The following is a 3,273-nucleotide window of genomic DNA, read 5'->3' as shown; positions in this document are numbered from 1 at the left end:
TGCAAGTGAAAGCCAAGCTCCTGCAGAATCAGCCGCAGGCCAAACACGCGAAGCTGTAACCACAGACCGGGCTGCCAGTGAGGCTGCATCAGCAACCGCAGATACCAATAGTGAAACCAATGTTACCGGTGGTCAATATTATAGTGATAGCCTTGGTAACTGGTATTATAAGGATGCTAGTGGTAAGAACCTAACTGGTGCACAAAAAATCGATGGGATCAACGTTTATTTCGATGAAAATGGCATACAAGTCAAGGGAAACTTTTCAAAAAATAAACAATACTATGATGCAGATTCTGGTGCTCTTGTAACGGATTGTTATATTAATCATCTTGGTGGTGTTTACTATGTCGATAAAAATGGTGAACCATTAAAAGGCGCACAAACCATTCAAGGAAAACAAGTTTATTTCAATGATTACAACGGCCTTCAAGTTCGAGACGGATTTGCTAGCAATGAACACTTCTACGATAAAGATGGTAACCTTGTAACAGATAGCTATGTTTTTAGCACTAAATACAACTATAACAACACTATCTATCCTTTCTATGTTGATAAAAATGGCGACAAATTAAAAGGTGAACAAATCATCAATGGAAAATCTGTCTATTTCGATAAGTATGATGGAGCACAGGTGCGTAATAGCGTTGCTGACAATGGGCGTTTCTATAATCAAGATGGTAATTTAGTTGATCTAGGGAAAAAACACTACGTGTTCATCGATAACCATTGGTTCTATGTTGATGAAGATGGAAAGATACTTAAAGGTGAACAAGTCATTGATGGTGTGAAAGTTTACTTTACCCCTTATTACGGATATCAAATTAAAGGGGATTTTAATTCTGACGGCCAATTCTATGACAAGGATACTGGCGAGCTCGTGACAAACCGTTATATTCAATTAACACGCTACGAATCGAACGGCTCTATGGCTCCAACTCTAGAGACCCATTGGTATTATCTTGGGTCAGACGGAAAAGTGGTGACAGGTCCACAAGTTATTGACGGCGTTCGTGTCTACTTTAACTATAGAGGACACCAAGCAAAAGGAGACTTTGGCTACGATGGTTATTATTATGATAAAGACACTGGAGCACTCGTCAAAAATAGCTTTGTCTCCTTAGAGCAACCATCAGGAACCCTTATTTATTACCTCGATAACGAAGGCAATACAATTAAGGGAGAACAAATTATTAATGGTAAGCATCTCAACTTCGGTAAATACGGTATCCAAGTTAAAGGAAATTTCGCACCTAATGGACTTTTTTATGATGCAATTACAGGGGAACCTGTTACTAATCGTTATGTTCAAATCAATGACCAGAGTAACTCATATAATACCCTTGAAAATAAAGATAAATGGTTCTATATCGGTTCAGACTCTAAAGCTCTTAAAGGAGAGCAAGTCATTAATGGCGTAACCGTATTCTTTGACAAAGATGGGGTTCAAGCTAAAGGGATTTTCGCAGATGACGGTTTCTATTATGATAAAGATTCTGGTGCACGCGTTAATCTTGGCAACAATCAGTTTGTTCAAGTGAACGGTAACTGGTACTATCTTAATAACGAAGGTAAAATTGTAAAAGGTGAACAAGTCATTGATGGCAACAATTTTTACTTTGATAAAGATGGCAAGCAAGTTAAAGGGAACTTTGCTGAAAATGGAGCGTACTATGATGAAAATTCAGGAGTACAAGTAACCAATCGTTATGTTAACTTCAATAACAATTGGTATAGAATCGGTGCTAAAGGTACTCCTCTTAAAGGTGCCCATGTCGTTGATGGTCATAATGTTTTCTTTGACCAAGACGGTAAACAGATTAAGGGCGACTTCGCTTCGGATGGCTACTATTACAGTAAAAATTCAGGAGACCGAGTAGACTTAGGACAAAATCATTATCAAAACATAAACAATAATTGGTATTATATTGGTAATGACGGCAAACGCCTTACTGGTGAACAAGTCATTGATGGTGTCGAGGTCTACTTCGATAGTACTGGTAAGCAGGTTAAAGGAAACTTTGCTGAAAACGATTCATTTTACGATAAAGATAGTGGTGCCCGCCTTAAGGAACAATTTGTCGATTTGAATGGAAAGACTTATTATGTTGATGCTAAAGGCAAAAGACTTAGAGAAGGGGGAGTTCGAACTATCAATGGTAAAGAGTATACCTTTACGGGCGGTGCAGATCCCCACCTTGCTAGAGAAGAATTTCTATATCCTTACGGCTACTCTTCATTCTACGATTTGAATAACAAAGAAGTCAAAGGGCCTCAATTCGTTAAGGCCAAAAACGGTAATAGATATTACATTACCGCTTCTGGTCACGTCCCATTAGGGCTTCACATTATCAACGGAGAACTTTATATGTTTGATGCTCCGACAAATAAATATGCTGATGGTAGGGTTAGTGCGAATGGCTTGACTAAAGACTATTTCCCATCACTTATTCCTAATGGTAGCCATATCTATTACTTTGATAAGGAAACAGCTACTGCTATAAAAAATCAATATAAAGAGGTTAATGGTAACTGGTATTACTTTGGACCTAATTGGTATGCACTAACCGGTGAACAAACTATTGATGGGGCTCATGTCTATTTCCATAGAGATGGCAAACAAGCTAAAGGGGAACTAGTCACTGTAAATGATAAACTTCATTATTATGATCCTAACAGTGGTGCACGTACTGAGAACACTACCCTCACTATCGAAGGTAAGACCTACCATTTTGATGCTGAGGGAAATGGAAAACTCCTCAATTAGTGTAAGTGAGCAGTAAGCATTATGAAAAAGTAATTCCATCTTCCACTTTAAGAAAACTTTAGGCTTTGCTTTATATACTATAACCATCCTAAAACTTTTCTTTTTCATAATCTCCTAAATCCAGGGCATAGGTCCTGGATTTTTTTGTTTTTAGAAAAGTCTGTAGCAACTAAAATCATCCCCTCTCTCACTCGCATCACAATGTAATCGTTTTCTTATTTTTGTCTAAATTTCTTATTTTTTCTTGAAAGTCTCTAAAATAGCGCTATAATAGGACTTAGGAAATGGAGGAAAAAGTATGAAAGTACATTCTAATTTTACTGGACCTAAGTCCAAAAAACGTTTGATTGCATTCTCATGTGCAACTGCTCTTGCAAGTTTTGCCTTTATCGCAAGACCTGCCTTCGCTGAGGAAGCTAAAGCTGATAACTCATCAAACCTTGATGTGACTGCTGCTACCACTGCCAATGTGGAAACCACAGCAGACCTCGTAGAAACAAAGGTTG

2 protein-coding genes are annotated in these 3,273 nt (G+C 38.0%); both read left to right on the top strand.

What is annotated here, in order from left to right; all coding sequences use genetic code 11:
- Positions 1 to 2,767, top strand: a 2,767-nt coding sequence (locus tag HMPREF2867_RS08045) for a hypothetical protein (protein WP_256263079.1), incomplete at its 5' end; no start/stop codon positions are given.
- Positions 2,768 to 3,065: 298 nt separating this feature from the next.
- A partial coding sequence (locus HMPREF2867_RS11395; protein ID WP_176744107.1) for a hypothetical protein occupies positions 3,066 to 3,273 on the top strand: 208 nt, incomplete at its 3' end.

It is taken from the genome of Streptococcus sp. HMSC064H09 (assembly GCF_001812625.1).
In the GTDB taxonomy this organism is placed as follows: domain Bacteria; phylum Bacillota; class Bacilli; order Lactobacillales; family Streptococcaceae; genus Streptococcus.
This window is presented reverse-complemented; position numbering and strand designations above follow the sequence as displayed.